Genomic DNA, 18,506 nt, shown 5'->3' on the forward strand with positions numbered 1-18,506 from the left:
CTCCGCCTTCTTGTTTAGGCGACCCTATTCTTTAGTTCAAACTGTCGATAGTCGATGTAGATTTTTTCGAGTACTTTACCAACGGTTGCCACACCCTTCGGCGTGAGTTCGTGCAGTGTAAGCCGCTGGTCATTTGGGTCTTTGCTGCTTTCAGTGAGGCCATTGTCTTCGACTATCTTTATGTAGCGTAGTGTCGAAGTTGCAGGTCGACCAGTTATGAAAGTTAGCTCCTTACATGTCGCCTTCTTCGCACGCGCTTTGAGTATGAACAAATCAATCAGAATGTACCAACATGGATCACCCAAGAAGTCAGAGTTCAGAAGCTTGCGGCGGAATTGGATTTGCTCAAGAATGATCTCCGCCACCACGACTAATCTAGCGACTTGGTGGTCAATAGCTTCAATGCGTTCTGGTAGCTCTAATGCTGTCTCTAATTGGTCGGTTGACCATGCGTTCTCGATAGCATTCGCTAATCGAAGTAGGTGAGTCCCAAGCACACGGATTTTGTCCGCTGTATAGCTAGTGGAAGCATGCGAAGGGTTTCCTACATTGTGCTCGTCAACTAGCCTCGACGCCTGGTGATCCGATTCGTTTAACTTTTCTCCGCGAGCGTGATTTTCCCAATATCTCTCGGCTTGCTTGTCTAAGAGATCGAAAGCTCCTTTCGGAGCAGGGGTTGGCTCAAGCAGATGAGTGCCATTATCCTTGTCCCATTGGTCAATGAAAGCGAGGTAATCCGATACGGCATCGTCATTTGCATTCAGTACCGCCGAAGCTGATCGGAATAGTTTTTGAACTGTGTCGGGTTTCTTGCCGGTCAACTTCGAGATTTGACCAAGAGGGACGTTGAGCGCCACAAGTTCCATGACTTCTTGCTGATCAACGGTCAAAACGTCTGATCTTGTAACTTTATTAGCCTTCGCTGCCATCATTCGTGCCCCCTAAACACTATATTGCTAAATATGCATCATCCTCACGATTTTTTGTTATTCTTTTAACTAGGCGTTTTTGCTTAGCCTTGTAAATATTTGGCAGCTAAAATTTAGCTCCAATTTGGTGTTTTCATGATTTCGCGAACCACTGCATTCGATAAGTCGCTAAAAAGTATCAACTTTGCTGAAAACGATGAGAATGAGTGTTGAAGATAAATTTCGGTCAACCGCGCGCGATGATGACCGTGTCACCCGCATTGGCCGGTTCATTCGCTCAAGCAGCATTGATGAGCTGCCGCAGCTTTGGAACGTTCTGCGCGGTGAGATGTCGATTGTGGGGCCGCGCCCGCACGCGCTTGGCAGCCAGGCGGGCGACAAGCTGTTTTGGGAGGTCGATGGCCAATATTGGCGGCGCCATTCGCTCAAACCCGGGCTGACTGGGCTGGCTCAAGTGCGCGGGCATCGGGGCGCGACAGAGCAGGAATCGGACCTCACCGATCGACTTCAATCCGACCTTGAGTATATCGCAGGCTGGACCTTGCGCCGCGATGTGGAGATCACTTTGCGTACCTTGTCCGTGCTGCGCCACGACCGCGCCTTTTGAGCGCCGCTTATTCGCCGTCTTGTGGGACGGAGAAGCTGCCAGTGACCCGTCCGTCTGAGCCTTGGGTTGTGCCAGCTGGACCGCCTGAGGCCCGGCCATCAACGCTGGATAGCCCGGTTCTAAGGTCAATCACCAAGCGACCGCCGTTCAGACGATCGCCGCCGCGCGCGAGCCGAACATTGCCCGACATGGTGATGACCCATGCGGCCAAAGTCATAGATCGCAACATCGCCGCTCGCGCGCTCATTCCCGCGCGACACGGTAACGCCGCCGGTTGCGGTGATGCGCTGAATGTCGAGCGATCCGCTGTCGCTGTAATTCACCAGCATGCGATTGGATTGCACGGTGAGGCCCGCCTGACGCACGATCACATTGCCTGACAGCGCGACGCGGTTCTCCCGGTCCTGAAGCTCAATTCGGCCTGCGTCGAAGTCGACCGGGGCGCGGCTGTTATGCGCGGCAATGCCCTGAGCGCCAACCTGGATCGCGCCCATAAAGGCTGCGGTGCCGACCAATCCGCCAAGCGCCCAGCGGGCCGCAGTGCGGATCAGTGAAGGGGTGCGATGTGCGTCATGGTATCCTCAATTCGCCCGGTATCATGGACAGTTTGGCATTGCCTTCCAGCGTGATGGTGCGCGCCGACAGGTCCGCTCTCAGCGTATTGGCGCTGAACGTGCCAGCAGGCACAGCGCCCTCGACCCCGTCATCGCCGCGCATGGCGCGTTCTTCAAGGTCAACGGAGACCCCGCGCGCGGTCATGGTGTAGCCATCGGCGGCGCGCAGGCGCACTGCGCCGTCGACATCGACGACCTCTTCATCGATGTCATAGGCTCCGCCGGGTGCGCTGATCCGCGCAGGCCCCTCTGGCAGCAGCAGCTGAGCGATCAGATCGTCCATCCGCACGATGCCTTCCGCGCTGGATCGCTGCACCGCCTCGCCCGCTTGGATCGAGAATGGCCGCCCGCGCTCATCGCGCCCGCGGTACATGGCGTTATCGACGCTAAGCCGTTCGTTGATCATTGCCACTTTGTTGCGGTCGAGCAGGAACGAGATTTCTCCGCGTGGGCTGAGCGGAGTGATGATCATCAATGCTGCCATGATGCCAACGCCCATCGGCAGGGCGCGGGCCAAGAAGCCGACCAGTCTGTCATGCGATCCTCCGGGCGCAGCAAAGTCCTGGCGCTTGCCGCGAAGCGCCTTTGCCTTGCTTGTTTCGATGCGCCGTTTGATGACCATAAGAGTGCTTTGCCCGGCTCCGCCTTACATGTGGCTGAAGATGTCGTGCTCTGACCAACCGGCCATGTCGAGCAGCGCGCGCGTCGGCAGGAAGTCGAAACAGGCCTGCGCGATCTCGGTCCGCCCTTCGCGCTCGAGCCGCTTGATCAGCTCCTCGCGCATGGCGTGGAGATAGCGCACGTCAGAAGCGGCATATTCGCGCTGAGCCTCGCTCAGCTCCGGCCCGCCCCAATCGCTCGATTGCTGCTGTTTGGAGATCTCCGCACCGAGCAGCTCATGCGCCAGGTTCTTCAAACCGTGCCGGTCGGTGTAGGTCCGCACCAGCTTGCTCGCGATCTTGGTGCAGAACACCGGCGCGGCCATCACACCCAGGTAGTAATGGATCGCGGCCAGATCGAAGCGCGCATAGTGATAGAGCTTTATCCGCGCAGGGTCCGCTAGCACCGCCTTCAGATTGGGCGCAGCATAGTCGCTATCCGGGTCAAAGCGCACCAGATGCTCATCCCCCTTGCCGTCGCTGATCTGCACCACGCACAGCCGATCACGGTGGGTGATCAGGCCCATGGTTTCAGTATCAACGGCCACGGGGCCATCGGCGAGCACGCCTGCGGGCAGGTCTTCTTCATGGAAATGGACTGTCATAGGCTCAGTCTCCTAGAAGCATTGGGGAAAGAGGGGAAGGGGACATGGCGCTGGACTGCGCTGGCAGTGTAGCTTTTGACAGATGAGCAGTGATCCCATCCCTGAAAGCTGGCGCGCCGCGCTGGAGCCGGTGCTGGCCAGCGCCGAGGCGCGTAAGCTTGGCGGATGGCTGCGCGCGCAGGAGGATGCGGGCAAGGTGATCTATCCGCCGCGCGGGGAGCGCCTTGCCGCGCTCGCCATGACGCCGCTGGAGGATGTGCGCGTCGTCGTACTGGGTCAGGATCCCTATCACGGACCGGGTCAGGCGCATGGCCTGTCGTTCTCCGTCCAAGAAGGGGTGAAGCCGCCGCCCTCGCTTGCCAACATCTTCAAGGAGCTGGAGAGCGATCTGGGCATTCCGCCGCCCGCCACCGGCAATCTCACCCCATGGGCGAAGCAGGGCGTGCTGCTGCTCAACAACACGCTGACGGTTGAGGCTGCGCAAGCGGGCAGCCATGCGGGGCGCGGCTGGGATGCGATCACCGATGCCTGCGTCGCGGCGGTGGCGGAGCGTGGAAGCCCCTGCGTCTTCGTGCTGTGGGGCAGCCATGCGGCGAAGAAGGCGGGCCGGGTGAAGGCCCTTGGCAGCGGCGCGCATCATCTGGTGCTCACGAGCCCGCACCCCAGCCCCTTGTCGGCCTATCGCGGCTTCTTTGGCTCCAAACCTTTCAGCCAAATCAACGCCTTCCTTGAGAGCCACGGCCTCACACCGATTGATTGGGCGCTGTAGCGGCTTGGAACACAGACGCGATTTTCGAATCTGTGACTTTTGGGGAAAACACGCGTAATTAGAGCGCCTTATCGCGATCCGCGCGCGGCAAAGTGTGACTTTTGAAATGTTGGAATTGCGGCGCGGCGCAGCAGAGTAAATCATGCCCCAAACTTGCCTCAAACCGCGTGCTGTAGGAAAGTCCGATCATGACTGAGGATGAGGCCCGCACCGCCCTGCTCAAACGGCAGGAAGAGCTCGCTGAGGAAGACCGCATCAGCAGCGAAAGCCGTGCGCCTGTCACCTTGCAGCAAGACAGCGTCGGCTGGCTCAGCCGAATGGATGCGATGCAGCAGCAGGCACCAGTGCTTCTTGGGGGCGCAAGCGCAGGAACGCCGCCGCGCGGGCGAACGCATGCGCATCGCCTCCGCGCTTCAGCGCTTGAACGAGGATGAATGGGGATATTGCGCCACCTGCGGCGAAGACATCGCCGAAGCGCGCCTGCGCCACGACCCCAGCGTTCCGACCTGTGTGAAATGTGCGGGTGGCCGGGTTTAGTCTGCCTGCTCCGTATCCGGTCGCGGCGCAATTTTGCGCAGCTCCAATTGGCCCAAGCGCGGGTCTGAATTTCGGCCCGGCACGAGTTTAAGGACATTGCCCTCCAAAACGCCGATCATGCCTGTAAAATCGGCCACGCCCAGGTCGTTTGGGTTGAATTCAAAGCGAAGAGATTTGCCCTGCTCCCACCCAAGCTCAGCCAGCTCAAATCTCGGCGAGGTGATGTTGTAATTGCTCTGCTCCATGGTGATGGCGATCGGATCACTGCATGGCGGCTGTTCTTCTTGGCCTTCATAATAGGATGTGTCGCCGATAACCTGCTGACGTTCGACTGTCCCATCGGCGCATTCTATTATGGCACTAGCGTAAGTGAATGGCTTGCCATTGGGGCGCGACACTTGGACTAAGCGCATCCCATCGGCTTGCCCCAGATCCAGAAAGCTGAATTCAGGCGGCACAGGCTTGGGGGTGGAAGTGAGGATGACAAATTCGCCCTCCTGATCCCACGTGCCGCGCGCCCGCATGTCGAGCCCGCCGACAGACAGGCCCCATCCGAACGTCCCATCCGCGGCGAGTTCCATGCCCATCGCGGTCTCGAAAGAGCCGCCATTGTATCGCCCAATAAACTTGGAATTGGGATCGGGCTTGGCCGGTTTTGCGGCTGGCGGAGTGGCGGGCGAAGTTTCCTGCGCCGCGGATATGGAGCTTGGCTGTACTGGTGCCTCGCCTGCCACGGAGCCGCTGTTTGTACATCCCGAAATGCCAAGTGCCAGTGCACCGAGCACGAAAAACTCACGCATTTTCGCGCGCCGCAATTTAGAAGGTCGCATTCAGCCTCATCCCCAACAGCACGCCTGTATCGCGCGCTGCGACCGCGCTGTCTATAAGCTGAGCGTTGGCGGTGACTTCGAATTTATCAGCGACGCCCACAGTGTAGAACAGCTCGACGCCGCGCTCGTCTTCTAGGCCCAGCCGGGTAGCGAGCACGCTCACCAGCTCGTCGGTCAGGGAATATTGAAACACCGCCGCGCCAAATCGGTCTTGCGGGCGGCCGCGCGGATTGCCGGAGACACCGATAAAACCGCTGTAATCAAGGAAGGTCGGATCGCCGAGCGAGCCGTAGACCTGGCCGAAAATGCCCCAGCCTTTGCCCGGTGCCTCTGGATAGACACCCAGGAATTGATAGCCCGCGAACACGGCGGCAAACTCGCCGCGCGAATTGCCAAAGCTGGATCCCGGCGCCGGGATCAGTGCGGCTGGCAGAGAATCTGCATTGATATCATTGCGGGTCGAGCCGGACAGTTTGAGCGCGTAATAGCCCGGTTTGCCGCCAATCTTCACCGGCACCGTGACAGAGCCGAGAAAGCCGACGCCGCTGCCAAAGGCGGTCTCAAATCCGGTGCGCTCAAACTGCGAGTCCGGATCATAGACCCACAGGCGGTAAAGCGCATTGTCGGTCGGCACCTCCAGCAGCGCGCCGGTGAGCGTGTTGGCGATAATCGCCGATGGCGGCAGAGCGACGCTGAGGTTTTGAAAGCCGTAATGCCCATTGCTGCCAACCACAGGCAGCTTGCCGCCGAGATCCAGCACATTGACCTTGCCCACGGTCAGCTTGGTGCCCGATTTCCAGCGCTTGGAGACGCTGGCCGAGAGGTCAAAATCACCCGCACCCTCGCCCCGGAACAGGGCGGTGTTGCTGGGGATCAGGCCGATGACGCCATTGGAATCCTTGCCCCAGGTGAACTCGGGCCGCAGCGTGAATGTCCAGCTGTCATCGAGGCCGAGCGTGCTGCCCTGAACGTCGATATAGGCATCAGCCCGGCCGCTGTAACGAAAGGTGCCGGGCGCATCGCCAGCAACCGGAACATCGACGAATTGCGAGATCGAAAGCTTGGCCTCAACCGGCTTGGAAGGCGGCGGAGCTTGCGGTGCGGCGACCGGAACGAGGACAGGGAGAGGCGCGGGTGCTGCTGTATTTTGCGATGCCGCAGTGGGCGCGGTCCCGACATCGACGCTTGCATTGTCCTGCGCCGAATGAGTCGCTGGTGCTCCGGCCACTGCGGCAGCAAACACCGCGTCGAATTCATCCTGAAGCGTCGTTTCAGCGGCCACTGGCTGCGCAGCGGCGAGCAGCGCTGCGCTCATTGCCGCAGTAATAGCGGCGAGGCGCGCGAATTGAAGCTTGTACGAACTTTTCGGTGCGACCCGCATAGTGTTGTTTTGCAATTCGCCGCGCCGGTGCGCCGCCAATCGCTTCTCTCCCGCCGTATTATGCTTTGGTGCCCGACAAGAACAGGCGGGTCAAGCACTTAGCTTCGACTTGGAGTTGCGTAACAATAGTGCCTGTGACTTGCCCAATTGTTTGCAGCGACAAGAAGTTGACCGGACATACGGGCAAAAGCACACGTAAATACGCGCCCGGTTATGCGCCCCTAGCGCGGCAGAGAGCTCGCACCCATCAGAGCTTCATCGACGCTGCGTGCGCATTGGCGACCTTCGCGGATTGCCCAGACAACCAGGCTTTGCCCGCGCCGCATATCGCCGCAGGCATAGACCTTCTCCACGCTGGTCGCGTAGTCGTCTTCATTCGCCGCAACATTGCCGCGCGTTGTCAGTTCGACCGCCGCTTGATCGAGCAGGCCGGTCTTCTTCGGACCGACAAAGCCCATCGCGAGCAGGATCAAATCAGCGGGAATTGTGAACTCACTGCCGACGATCTCGCGCATCTGGCCATCAACCCATTCGACCCGCGCGCATTCAATACCGGTGACTTTCTCACCGTCGCCAACCACGCGCTTGGTCAGAACCGCCCAATCGCGGTTTGCGCCTTCTTCGTGGCTGGAGGAGGTGCGCAGCTTGAGCGGCCAATCGGGCCAGGTCAGCGCCTTGTCTTCCTTCTCTGGCGGCTTGGGCATGATCTCCAGCTGGGTCACGCTTTTTGCGCCCTGCCGGTTGGAGGTGCCGACGCAGTCAGAGCCGGTGTCACCGCCGCCGATCACGACCACGTCTTTGCCGGTCGCGAGCAGGCTGCCGCGCGGGGCGGCGCGCAATTCGTCGTCGCCGGCATTGCGCTTGTTCTGCTGGGTTAGGAATTCCATCGCCAGGCGCACACCGTCCATTTCCGCACCGGGAATGGAGAGCGCGCGGGCGTCTTCGCTGCCGCCGGACAGTACAATCGCATCGTAGTTTTCATTGAGGCTCTGGAATGAGACATCAACGCCAACCTCTTTGCTGGTTTTGAACTCAACCCCTTCGGCCTCCATCTGGACGCAGCGGCGGTTGATCAGCTGTTTTTCCATCTTGAAGTCAGGAATGCCGTAACGCAGCAATCCGCCGACCCGGTCGCTTTTCTCAAACACGGTGACGGTGTGGCCAGCACGCGCCAATTGCTGGGCGCAGGCCATGCCCGCCGGGCCTGATCCGACCACGGCGACGGTCTTGCCGGTTTTCTTGGCGGGCACTTGCGGCTCGATCCAGCCCTCTTGCCATCCGCGATCGACAATCGCGCATTCGATCGATTTGATCGTCACGGGCTGGTCGACGATATTGAGCGTGCAGCTCGCCTCGCATGGGGCGGGGCAGATGCGGCCAGTAAACTCCGGGAAATTGTTGGTCGAGTGCAGAACGGAAAGCGCGTTCTTCCAATCGTTCTCGTAAACCAGATGATTCCAGTCCGGGATCATGTTGTTTACGGGACAGCCATTGTGACAATAGGGAATGCCGCAATCCATGCAGCGCGCGGCCTGATTAGACAGCGTTTTGTCGTCCGGCTGAACCACGAATTCGCGGTAATTATTCAGCCGTTCCTTGGGGTCGAGATAGTCGCGCTCGCGCCGCTCGATTTCGAGAAATCCGGTGTCTTTGCCCATGTCTTGTCTCTTACCCTTATTCCGCCGCGACCGAGGCGGCTTCGTCGCGCTCAGCTTCGAGAGCTTTTAGTGCGCGCGCGTAATCTGTTGGCATCACTTTCACGAATTGGCTCAGCGATTGCTCCCAATTGCCAAGCAATTCGCCAGCTTTGGTGCTGCCCGTGTGCAATTGGTGGCGCTCGATCAAGATCTTGAGCCGCTCTGCATCATGGCGCAGCATGTCGCCCATGCCGAAATCATGCACGGAGCTGGCGCGCTGCGCCGGGCGTCCAGTGCCGTCTTCGGCGTCAGGCTCTGCGGAGATTGGCAGCAAGTCGACCTGCGCCTTGTTCACCAAGCTCTCGAACGTGCCATCCGGGTCATAGACGTAGGCGACACCGCCGCTCATGCCAGCGGCAAAGTTGCGGCCGGTCTTGCCCAGCACCACGACAACGCCGCCGGTCATATATTCGCAGGCATGGTCGCCCGCGCCCTCGACCACGGCGATCGCGCCGGAATTGCGCACAGCAAAGCGCTCGCCCCCGACGCCGCCAAAGTAGGCCTCGCCGGCAATCGCGCCGTAAAGCACGGTGTTGCCAACGATGATGTTCTCGCTCGGGTCGCGGTTTGCCGTATCCGGTTGGCGCACGATGATGCGCCCGCCTGAGAGGCCCTTGCCGACATAGTCATTGGCATCGCCTGACAGATCAAGCGTGACCCCGTGCGCGAGCCAAGCGCCGAAGCTTTGGCCAGCCACACCGCTCAAGTTGATGCGGATCGTCTCTGGCGGCAGGCCTTCGTGGCCATGCGCGGCGGCGATCTTGCCAGACAGCATCGCGCCAGCGGTGCGGTTTTTGTTGGCGATCTCATAAGTCAGTTGAACCGGCTTCTTCGCTTGGATCGCCTCTGCGCAATCCGCGATCAGCGCATTATCGAGCGCACCGCTGAGGCCGTGATCCTGGCCCTCGGTGTGCTGCAATGAGGCTCCTTCCGGAAGCTCTGGCATGTGGAGTAGACGCGAGAGATCAATTCCGCTCGCCTTCCAGTGGCGGTGCATCCGGCTCATATCGAGACGGTCGGCGCGGCCAACCATTTCATCGACCGTGCGGAAGCCCATTTCAGCCATAATCTGACGCAGCTCTTCGGCAACGAAGAACATGTAATTGACCACATGCTCTGGTTGGCCGGTGAAGCGCTTGCGCAGCTCTGGATCCTGCGTGGCGACGCCGACGGGGCAGGTGTTGAGGTGGCATTTGCGCATCATGATACAGCCTGCCGCGATCAGCGGCGCTGTGGCAAAGCCGAACTCGTCCGCGCCCAGCAGCGCGCCAATGGCAACGTCGCGTCCGGTGCGCAGGCCGCCGTCCACTTGCACGGCAATGCGGCTGCGCAGATCGTTGAGCAGTAGGGTTTGCTGAGTTTCGGCGAGGCCGATTTCCCAAGGGCTGCCCGCATGTGTCAGGCTGGTCAGCGGCGATGCGCCGGTCCCGCCGTCATAGCCAGAGATCGTCACATGATCCGCGCGCGCTTTTGACACGCCAGCGGCCACCGTGCCCACGCCCACTTCAGACACGAGCTTGACCGAAATGCGCGCCTCTGGCTGCACGTTTTTCAAATCGTGGATCAGCTGAGCGAGGTCTTCGATCGAGTAAATATCGTGGTGCGGTGGCGGCGAGATCAGGCCAACGCCGGGGGTCGAATGGCGCACCGCGCCGATCCGTTTGTCGACTTTGTGACCGGGCAGCTGACCGCCTTCGCCGGGCTTTGCGCCCTGAGCCATCTTGATCTGGATATCGTCGGAGTTGGCAAGATATTCCGTCGTGACGCCAAACCGTCCCGAGGCCACCTGTTTGATCCGGCTGCGCATGGAATCGCCATTGTCCAGCGGCTTGAAACGGAATGGTTCCTCGCCGCCTTCGCCAGTGTTGGAGCGCCCGCCAATGCGGTTCATCGCGACCGCCAAAGTCGAATGCGCCTCGTGGCTGATCGAGCCAAAGCTCATCGCGCCGGTGCTAAAGCGTTTGACGATTTCCGATGCTGGCTCAACCTCGTCGAGCGGGATCGCGTCGTCGGCTTTCTTGAATTCCATCAGCCCGCGAATGGTCAGAAGGCGTTCGGATTGCTCGTTCACGCTCTTGGCAAATTCTTCGTAGTTTGACGGATTGTTACCGCGCACGGCGTGCTGAAGATCGGCAACGTTCTTTGGCGTCCAGGCATGCTCTTCGCCGCGCAGACGGTATTGATAGATGCCGCCCACATCGAGCATGCTTTCATAGATCGGATTGTCGCCATAAGCCTGAGCATGGCGGCGCACGCTTTCCTCGGCGACCTGCGCCAAGCCCACGCCTTCGATGGTGGTCGAGGTGCCGGTGAAATAGCTTTCGACAAACGGAGTGGACAGGCCAACCGCGTCAAAGATCTGCGCGCCGCAATAGGATTGATAGGTCGAGATGCCCATTTTGGACATGACCTTGCGGATGCCTTTGCCGATCGCCTTGATGTAGTTTTGCTCAACCTCGCGTGGGTCCAGCTCAAGGTGCTTCTTGCGGCGAATATCCTCCAGCGTTTCAAACGCCATGTAGGGGTTGATCGCCTCTGCGCCGTAACCTGCGAGCACGCAGAAATGGTGCACTTCGCGCGCTTCGCCGGTTTCCACGACCAGGCCGGTCTGCATCCGCAGGCCTTGGCGCACCAAATGGTGATGCACAGCAGCCGTGGCAAGCAAAGCGGGCATGGGAATGCGGTCCGCATTTTGCGCGCGGTCTGACAGCACCAGAATATTGTGATCTTGCAGCACCGCCTCGGTCGCGGCCCAGCACATTTCCTTGATCGCTAGCTCAATGCCTTCGACACCAGCCTCAGCGTCCCAAGTCATATCGATCGTGGCGCAGCGGAACGCGCCGTCCAGCGCGGTTTCAACGGTGCGGATCTTGGCCAGATCATCATTGGTCAGGATCGGCTGTTCGACCTCCAGCCGCTTATGTGTGCCAGCTTCTCGGCCAAGCAGGTTCGGGCGCGGACCGATCATCGACAGCAGGCTCATCACCAGCTCTTCGCGGATTGGATCAATCGGCGGGTTGGTGACCTGCGCAAAGTTCTGTTTGAAGTAATCGTAGAGCAAGCGCGATTTGTTCGACAGCACAGCAATCGGCGTGTCGGTGCCCATCGATCCCAGCGGATCATCGCCCTTCACCGCCATTGGCTCGAGGAAGCGCGAAATGTCTTCCTGAGTGTAGCCGAAGGCTTGCTGACGCTTCAGCAGCGAATTGCCATCCGCCTCGTCGCGCTCAACCACTTCGGACAGTTCCGGCTCGATATCGGCGATATCTTCCAGCTTAAACTGAGCCTTTTTGAGCCAATCGGCATAGGGCTCTGCGCCCGCCAGATCAGCCTTCAGCTCGTCATCCTCGATGATCCGGCCTTGCTCCAGATCGATCAGCAGCATCTTGCCAGGTTGCAGGCGCCATTTGCGGGTGATGTCTTCCTCGGCAAACGGCAAAACGCCGCTTTCCGAGGCGAGGCAGACGATGTCGTCCTTGGTAACGCAGAAACGCGCTGGGCGCAGGCCGTTACGATCCAGTGTCGCGCCGATTTGGCGGCCATCGGTGAAGGCGACGGCGGCGGGTCCGTCCCACGGCTCCATCAATGCCGCGTGATATTCGTAGAACGCGCGCTGGTCTGGATCCATCAGCTCATTCTTGGACCACGCCTCTGGGATCAGCATCATCATCGCGTGCGCGAGTGAATATCCGCCGGCGAGCAGTAGCTCGAGCGCATTGTCGAGGCAGGCCGTGTCGGATTGGCCGTGCGGAATGATCGGCCACATCTTATCGAGGTCAACGCCGAGCAGGTCGCTTTCCATCGTGCGGCGGCGCGCGTTCATCCAATTCACATTGCCGCGCACCGTGTTGATCTCGCCATTATGCGCGATCAGGCGGAACGGGTGGGCGAGCCGCCAGCTGGGGAAGGTGTTGGTCGAGAAACGCTGGTGCACCAGGCCAAGCGCGGAAACGCAGGCCGGATCGCGCAGATCGTTGAAGAAGCTACCAACCTGATCGCACAGCAGCAGGCCTTTGTAGACGATAGTGCGGCTGGAGAAGCTTGGCAGGTAAAGCTGAGTTAGGCCGGGCAGATCGTGCTTTACCGCCAGCTTGGCGAGCGGATTTTGCACCTGCTTGCGAATCACCAGCAGCTTGCGCTCAAATGCGTCTTGATCGGCGCAGTTTTCGCCGCGCGCGATCACCGCTTGCTGGATCACGGGCATCGAATCGATCACCGCCTTGCCCAGGCCATCAAGCGTGGTCGGGACATCGCGCCAGCCGACAAACCGCTGGCCTTCTTTGGCGGTGAATTTCTCAAATTGTTCGGTCACAAATGCGCGCGCTGCGGCGTCTTGCGGCATGAAGCACATCGCCACCGCATAATCGCCCGCTGCGGGCAGATCATGGCCAGCGTCGTTTGCCCAATTGCGGAACAACGGGTCTGGAATCTGCAGCAAAATTCCGGCGCCATCGCCCAGCAATGGGTCCGCGCCCACAGCGCCGCGGTGGTCAATCCGGTTCAGAATCTCGAGCGATTGCTCAATGATGGAGTGGCTCTTTTCGCCTTTAATATGCGCGACCATGCCGACACCGCAGGCATCGTGTTCGTTTCGAGCGTCATAAAGGCCTTGGGCCGCGGGCTGTCCCATCGAAAAATCCATTCTGTCAGATGCCGGCACTGGCGACAGGCCCGGTGGGCTTGTGGCTAAGCAGAAATGCACGCAAAACGGCCCCTGAGGGGCGCGATCTGCATCGCTTGGGAGCCTTTTGCCGACAGAATCGAGATTTTGCAACCGCGAAGAACGTAGCATTCTTTCGCATAGCTATGCCTGAGCTTTAGCGCGATTGCGCGCCGCTCAAGTAAGCAGGGTTTTTGTTGCGTTTTTGTTTAGCCTCAAGCGCTAGGCGTTCACATCCGTTCACTTTGCTTTCCTCGCTCATGCGACCTGAAGGTCGCGTCGCTGCGGGCGGGCACAAGGCCCTTGCGACGCCTGCGGCGTCGAACCAGCGCTTCCCCAAATGGCTTGGTGGCGGAGCACGGTCGCGCCAGCGACCGCAAGGCCCTTGTGGCCGCCCGCAGCAGCGCGGACTTGTCCGCAAGCTGCGAGGAAATCGCGCGCCCGGATGGGCGTGCGGAAAACAGTTAAGCAGCGCCGCTGAGCTTTTGCAGTTTCGCCAGCGCATCGCGCAATTCGCGCTCGGTCTGCTGGGCACGCTCGGAAAAACCATTTGCGCCGAGCGCGGCTGTGCCGTCGAGGCTTGATCCATCGGCCACCGCAGCGGCGGCTGGGATTTGCGCCATCTTGGCTTCGCCTTCGGTGAATAGCGAGAGCGCACGCAGTGCCTCGGCAAGAGCGGCATCGCGGCGCGGCTGAGCGCCTTCGCCGTGGATTGCCTGATGCGCGTGCAGGGCAGCGGCAAAGCGCTCCACCATTTGCATCAGGCTGAGCTCGTCCTTGGGGATCTGACGCAGGCTTTCCAGCGCAGCTCCGCGCAAGAAGTCTGGCGCGTCCGCAGGCAGAGGCGGCGCGGTCTCGGCCACTGGCTCTGGTGCTTCGGCCTCTTCTGCGAGCTCGAGAACCTCGGTGTCGAGCACCAATTCATCCTCTGGCAAAACCTCTGCGATCATGGCCAGGTCGAGCGGTTCTTCTAGCGGTGCTTCCTCTGCGAATTCCAGGGGAGTGAACTCTTCAGTGGGAACTTCAATTTCAGCTTCAGCTTCGAATGCGTCAGGCTCAAATTCTGGTTCGCCAAGCTCGTCTTCAAACTCTTCCGTCTCAGCGGCAAATTCCGCCGCAAGCTCTGGATCAATCGGCGCATCGAGGCTTTCGCTGCCCAGCTCTGCGCTTGGATCGATCGGGCGAACTCGGTCGTAATCGCCGTCCAGCGCGGCGGCGCTATCAAAGCGGTTAGATGAGGCTGAATTGCTCCAAACGCGGGCAATCGCAAAGGCGATCAACCCGCCAAACAAAGCCGCAAGCAATGCAAGCACGATCCGGCCAGCGCCTCCCAAAACGGTCAACTGAGCGGTTTGCATGATGCCCGTGATACTGGATGCGGGCAGGACCGCGACCAACAGGCCTGCAAGGGCCGCGCCCCAACCGGCGAGCAGCGGGACAAACGCCTTATGCGCAGCGATCGACGTTTTCTTGGCACGCCGTTTTTTCGCAGGCTTTTTCTCGCTGCGGGCTTTGGGTTTCAGCCGCTCAAACAGGGATTGGCCCTTACCGCGCGCATCCTCTGCGGCGATTTCGGCGTGTTCACGCGCAGCTTCTCTTTTGCTGTGCAATTCTTCGCGAAAGCCCATCTTACCCATTCGCCCCAAGTTTGTTCGCGCCGACGCCGTCCATGGCGCTTGGCGTCTCTTCCCGGTTGGCTAGCAAGCTTTGGTAAACGTCCCGATAACGTTTGGCATTTTGCGCCCAGTCGTGGCTGCGGCGGACATGCTCTATCCCGCGCATCCGCACGCCGTTCCAGCTCTCGCGTGCGTTCAGCATATTGGCCAGCGCATCGGCGCAGGCGGCGGGATCGTCTGGCGGGAAGAGGAAGCCGGTCTCATTATGCGTGATCAGCTCGCGGTGGCCGCCCACATCGGATGCGGCGACAATGCGCTGCTGAGCCATGGCCTCCAGCGGTTTTAGCGGAGTGACAAGATCAGTGAGGCGGCTGCGCTTGCGTGGATAGGCCAGCACATCGATCAGCGAATAATAGCGCTCCACTTCAGAGTGCGGCACTCGGCCGGTGAAGATCACGGCCTCGGGATCAGGCAGCTTTGCCGCCTGCTCGCGCCACTCAGCCTCCATTTCGCCGCCGCCCACCAGCAGCAGCCTGGTGCCCGGATGCTGCTCTCGCAGGCGGGGCATGGCGGCGATCAGATCGTCCAGCCCCTCATAGGCGTAGAAGCTGCCGATAAAGCCGATCACCGGCGCATCAGCGCTGATATTCAGCTTACTCGCCAGCCGCTCATCACGCGGCGGCGGATCGCCGAACATGGCCATATCCACGCCATTGCGCATAATCCCAAGCTTGCCCGGATTGATCCCGCGCCGGATCAAATCGCTGCGCAGGCCGTCGCAAATTGTGAAGACTGCATCGGCGCGGCGCACAATTTGCGTCTCCAGCGCGCGGGTCATGCGGTATTTGATCGATCCCTCGCGCCCCGTGCCATTGCCGACCGCTGCGTCTTCCCAAAAGGCGCGGATTTCATAGACGAGCGGGACATCCAGCGCACGTGATGCGCGCCAGGCCGCCCCGCCGCACAGGGCCGGGGAATGGGCATGAATGATGTCAGGCCGCCATTTCTTGGCGAGCTCCTGAATGGAGAGCGACAAATGCGTCATCTCGCGGATTTCGTTGATCACCGGCGGTCCGCCAGCCATCCCAGTGCTGCGGTGGAAAGTCAGGCCATCGACCACTTCTGGATCGGTGAGAGCGCCCTCATCGCTGTGGCGCAGGCCCGTGATCCCGCGCACTTCAATCCCCATCGCCGTCTGCGCCTTTAGGATGGCGCGCGTGCGAAAGGTGTAGCCGGAATGCAGCGGCAGCGAATGGTCGAGAACGTGAAGGACGCGCATGATAAGGGCGCTATGCCTGATTGTCCTTAACGGGACGTCAACTGCGTTTGGTTAGAGCGCCTGATTGTGGGCGATTGTGCCTGCCATAAATCATGCGGGAAACACGCGTAGAATGATCGACTATTTCGCCCTTGCACTCGGCCATGGCTTGCTTGCCATTGTGCTGCTGCGCTTGGTGTGGCGCGATGATCTGGACGTGGATCCGGCGATTGCCGACAATCAGGCGGCGGAAGAACAGCGGCGCAAAGATGCGCTGGCGGCCCGCAAACAGGCCGCGCGCGGCGAAACGGCCAGTCCCGGCCAGCCCGAGACAGATGAGACAGCGACCTAATGCTCGATCTCATCTTCCTCGCCTTCATCGGCTTTGTCCTGCTGCTCGGCCTCAGGCGCCCCTATTTGTGGGTGCTGCTCTATGTCTATATCGACATTCTCGCGCCGCAGCGGATCGGCTATTCGATCATCACCTCGATCCCGGTGTCCTTCATCGCTTTTGGCGCGGCCTTTGGCGGTTGGCTGCTGCTCGATCGTAAGGAAGGCGCGCGCTTCTCTTTGCGTCAGGCCTTGATGCTGGCGCTGCTCGTTTATTGTTGGTGGACCACTCAAAGCGCCGAATTTCCTGAGGCGGCACAGGAAAAATGGGAATGGGTGTGGAAGGCATTGTTGTTTGCGATCTTCATGCCGCTGACCATCACCACGCGTTTGCGGCTGGAGGCGTTGGCCTTGGTCATTGTCCTATCGGTGGCAACCATTGTTATCGGCACGGGGATGAAAACCGTGCTGGGCGGCGGCGGATATGAGAACCTCAATTTCTTCGTCAATGACAACAGCGGCCTGTATGAAAGTTCCACCCTGGCAACGGTCGCGATTGGTCTGATCCCTCTGATCTGGTGGCTGGTGCGATTTGGCACGATTTTGCCCAAACATTGGTCGGTGAATGTGTTCGCGGCAGGCCTTACGTTTGCCTCTTTGCTGGTGCCAATCGGCACAGAGGCGCGCACTGGCCTGGTCTGTATTGCGGTGCTGGCTTTGCTGCTGCTGCGCTATGTCAAACGGCGCTTGCTGTTCATGGCGGCTGGCGGCGTGCTGGGCGTTATCGCGCTGCCGTTCCTGCCGCAAAGCTATTACGAGCGTATGGCCACCATTGCTCAACCGGGCGGGGATGAAAGCGCCTCGACCCGCGTGGCGGTGTGGACCTGGACCTATGAGTACGCCTCGAAAAAGCCATTTGGCGGCGGGTTCAATTCCTATCTTGGCAATTCCTTCACCTATGAACTTCCCGTGCGCGAAGAAGTCGGCAACACGACCTCGGTTCAATACCGCGATGTGACGGATGAGGCGCGCGCTTTCCATTCATCCATCTTTGAAATGCTGGGTGAGCAGGGCTGGCCCGGCCTCATAATCTGGCTTTGGCTGCAGGGGCTGGGCGTTTGGCAAATGGAGCGCATTCGCAGCCGCTGGAAAGATGCGGGCAGCGAGCGCGAGGGGTGGATTGCGCCCTTGGCCGTCGCTTTGCAGCTGGCCAGCCTGATCTACCTTACCGGCGCGCTGTTCCAGGGGATCGCCTATCAGCCGATGTTCTACAAGCTGATCGGCCTTCAAATCGCGCTCTATTCCTATTGCCGCAGGCTCGATTCGAAGCGTTTCAAAAATGGCCCGGAAAAGCCGCGCGAAATCGGCGCCACCGCGCGGCGTAAGGCGCATGTGAGCGGACAAACCAGCGCGGCTGGTGCCAATGCCGTAACGGCAAGTTGACGTTTACGGAAACCTCATTGCGCTTCGTGCAATGATGCGCCATTACTCCTCCTAAGCGCCGCGCCCGGATTCGGGTGAGAAGCGCGTAATTTTGGCAGGAGACACCAGTATGACCCCCCAAGATCTGGCCGCAAAGGTCGGCGAAAACCTCGGCAGCAGTGAATGGGTCGAAATGACCCAAGAAAAGATCAACATGTTCGCTGATGCGACCGGTGATCACCAGTTCATCCACATCAACGAAGAAGCCGCCAAGATGACGCCGTTCGGCGGCACCATCGCGCATGGCTTTATGACGCTTTCGATGATCCCTTACCTGTCCGCCAACTCGGATATGCCGAAGATTGATGGCGTGAAGATGGGCGTGAACTATGGCGGCAATAAAACCCGCTTCATCAACCCAGTCCGTTCGGGCAAGCGCATTCGCGGCCATTGGAAACTGACCGAGATGATCGAAAAGCGCCCGGGCCAGTGGCAACAGACCTGCGAGATTACGATCGAGATCGAAGGCGAAGAAAAGCCCGCTCTGATCTGTGAGTGGATCACTCAGTTCTTCGTTTAAATTTTAACCTCG

General features: G+C 59.9%; 15 protein-coding genes and 2 pseudogenes. 7 read left to right on the forward strand and 10 right to left on the reverse strand.

The window, feature by feature from the left end; all coding sequences use genetic code 11:
• Positions 1-14 precede the first annotated feature (14 nt).
• Complete coding sequence (locus AC0V6U_RS15095) at positions 15-932, reverse strand: winged helix DNA-binding protein (RefSeq protein WP_472643951.1); 918 nt, start codon at positions 930-932, stop codon at positions 15-17.
• Between the two features lie 187 nt (positions 933-1,119).
• Here AC0V6U_RS15095 and AC0V6U_RS15100 point away from each other — a divergent pair.
• A pseudogene (locus AC0V6U_RS15100) lies at positions 1,120-1,536 on the forward strand (sugar transferase); the annotation flags it as partial.
• 7 nt (positions 1,537-1,543) lie between these two features.
• Here AC0V6U_RS15100 and AC0V6U_RS15105 read toward each other — a convergent pair.
• The 3 genes and pseudogenes from AC0V6U_RS15105 to AC0V6U_RS15115 form a co-directional block, all read right to left on the reverse strand.
• Positions 1,544-2,030, reverse strand: a pseudogene (locus AC0V6U_RS15105) (LptA/OstA family protein).
• A gap of 76 nt (positions 2,031-2,106) precedes the next feature.
• Positions 2,107-2,772, reverse strand: a complete 666-nt coding sequence (gene lptC, locus AC0V6U_RS15110; RefSeq protein ID WP_472643952.1) for an LPS export ABC transporter periplasmic protein LptC — start codon at positions 2,770-2,772, stop codon at positions 2,107-2,109.
• A gap of 24 nt (positions 2,773-2,796) precedes the next feature.
• Positions 2,797-3,414, reverse strand: a complete 618-nt coding sequence (locus AC0V6U_RS15115; protein ID WP_472643953.1) for a ribonuclease D — start codon at positions 3,412-3,414, stop codon at positions 2,797-2,799.
• An 82-nt stretch (positions 3,415-3,496) separates the two neighbouring features.
• On the opposite strand from AC0V6U_RS15115, the gene ung reads away from it, so the two are divergent.
• The 3 genes from ung to AC0V6U_RS15130 all read left to right on the forward strand — a co-directional run bounded on the left by ung (position 3,497) and on the right by AC0V6U_RS15130 (position 4,720).
• On the forward strand, positions 3,497-4,183 hold the full coding sequence (ung, locus tag AC0V6U_RS15120) for a uracil-DNA glycosylase (protein ID WP_472643954.1): 687 nt from the start codon (positions 3,497-3,499) through the stop codon (positions 4,181-4,183).
• A gap of 188 nt (positions 4,184-4,371) precedes the next feature.
• Positions 4,372-4,617, forward strand: a complete 246-nt coding sequence (locus AC0V6U_RS15125) for a hypothetical protein (RefSeq protein ID WP_472645807.1) — start codon at positions 4,372-4,374, stop codon at positions 4,615-4,617.
• On the forward strand, positions 4,577-4,720 hold the full coding sequence (locus AC0V6U_RS15130; protein ID WP_472643955.1) for a TraR/DksA family transcriptional regulator: 144 nt from the start codon (positions 4,577-4,579) through the stop codon (positions 4,718-4,720). The genes AC0V6U_RS15125 and AC0V6U_RS15130 overlap by 41 nt, the downstream gene beginning before the upstream one ends.
• On the opposite strand, the gene AC0V6U_RS15135 is transcribed toward AC0V6U_RS15130, so the two are convergent.
• The 6 genes from AC0V6U_RS15135 to AC0V6U_RS15160 all read right to left on the reverse strand — a co-directional run bounded on the left by AC0V6U_RS15135 (position 4,717) and on the right by AC0V6U_RS15160 (position 16,183).
• Entirely contained in the window at positions 4,717-5,520 is an 804-nt protein-coding gene (locus AC0V6U_RS15135; RefSeq protein ID WP_472643956.1) for a hypothetical protein, read from the reverse strand. The two genes, AC0V6U_RS15130 and AC0V6U_RS15135, sit on opposite strands and share 4 nt — an antisense overlap.
• A 16-nt stretch (positions 5,521-5,536) precedes the next feature.
• Positions 5,537-6,970 (reverse strand): carbohydrate porin, encoded by a 1,434-nt coding sequence (locus AC0V6U_RS15140; RefSeq protein WP_486169515.1) that lies wholly within the window; start codon positions 6,968-6,970, stop codon positions 5,537-5,539.
• 182 nt (positions 6,971-7,152) lie between these two features.
• On the reverse strand, positions 7,153-8,589 hold the full coding sequence (locus tag AC0V6U_RS15145; protein ID WP_472643958.1) for a glutamate synthase subunit beta: 1,437 nt from the start codon (positions 8,587-8,589) through the stop codon (positions 7,153-7,155).
• 16 nt (positions 8,590-8,605) lie between these two features.
• A complete protein-coding gene (gene gltB / locus AC0V6U_RS15150; RefSeq protein ID WP_472643959.1) occupies positions 8,606-13,258 on the reverse strand; it encodes a glutamate synthase large subunit in 4,653 nt (1,550 codons plus the stop codon).
• Between the two features lie 494 nt (positions 13,259-13,752).
• Entirely contained in the window at positions 13,753-14,925 is a 1,173-nt protein-coding gene (locus AC0V6U_RS15155) for a hypothetical protein (protein ID WP_472643960.1), read from the reverse strand.
• A complete protein-coding gene (locus AC0V6U_RS15160; protein ID WP_472643961.1) occupies positions 14,918-16,183 on the reverse strand; it encodes a TIGR04063 family PEP-CTERM/XrtA system glycosyltransferase in 1,266 nt (421 codons plus the stop codon). Before AC0V6U_RS15160 ends, AC0V6U_RS15155 begins: the two co-directional genes overlap by 8 nt.
• 112 nt (positions 16,184-16,295) lie before the next feature.
• Here AC0V6U_RS15160 and AC0V6U_RS15165 point away from each other — a divergent pair, with 112 nt between their 5' ends.
• The 3 genes from AC0V6U_RS15165 (at position 16,296) to AC0V6U_RS15175 (ending at position 18,494) form a co-directional block, all read left to right on the forward strand.
• The gene (locus AC0V6U_RS15165) at positions 16,296-16,514 is read left to right on the forward strand and encodes a hypothetical protein (protein WP_472643962.1); all 219 of its coding nucleotides are present in this window, start codon (positions 16,296-16,298) and stop codon (positions 16,512-16,514) included.
• Positions 16,514-17,935 (forward strand): putative O-glycosylation ligase, exosortase A system-associated, encoded by a 1,422-nt coding sequence (locus AC0V6U_RS15170; protein ID WP_472643963.1) that lies wholly within the window; start codon positions 16,514-16,516, stop codon positions 17,933-17,935. The genes AC0V6U_RS15165 and AC0V6U_RS15170 overlap by 1 nt, the downstream gene beginning before the upstream one ends.
• Positions 17,936-18,044: 109 nt before the next feature.
• On the forward strand, positions 18,045-18,494 hold the full coding sequence (locus tag AC0V6U_RS15175; protein ID WP_472643964.1) for a MaoC family dehydratase: 450 nt from the start codon (positions 18,045-18,047) through the stop codon (positions 18,492-18,494).
• The last annotated feature ends 12 nt before the right edge of the window (positions 18,495-18,506 follow it).

The sequence above is a fragment of the Erythrobacter sp. W36 genome, assembly GCF_057364935.1.